This window comes from Pseudomonas sp. EA_65y_Pfl1_P113 (assembly GCF_963970525.1).
Lineage (GTDB): Bacteria > Pseudomonadota > Gammaproteobacteria > Pseudomonadales > Pseudomonadaceae > Aquipseudomonas > Aquipseudomonas tritici.
On record NZ_CAXAQM010000764.1, the window covers coordinates 1 to 232 of the forward strand.

General features: G+C 57.3%; 1 protein-coding gene. It reads right to left on the reverse strand.

The genetic code is table 11. The annotated features are described in order from the left end of the window. Positions 1-232 (reverse strand): DUF3304 domain-containing protein (locus AACY52_RS32065; protein ID WP_339561651.1); only part of this gene is annotated, 232 nt, incomplete at both ends.

The following is a 232-nucleotide window of genomic DNA, read 5'->3' on the forward strand; positions in this document are numbered from 1 at the left end:
GGTTACAGGGCAAGAAATGCACGTTTACCAACCCCAAGTCCTCATATGGAGCAACTGCCACTACCGCACGATGACGGGTGTAGCGCGTTTCGTGCTCCCGAGCAGCCTTGCGCCAAGCAGCCGAAAATGGAGGATCTGGCCAATTGGCGGAATCGTGTGGATTCGGGTCTTTCTCCCATTCAACCACCACGGTCAAACCGGGGTGCCACTTCACTGGAAGCGGTGCGCAGCA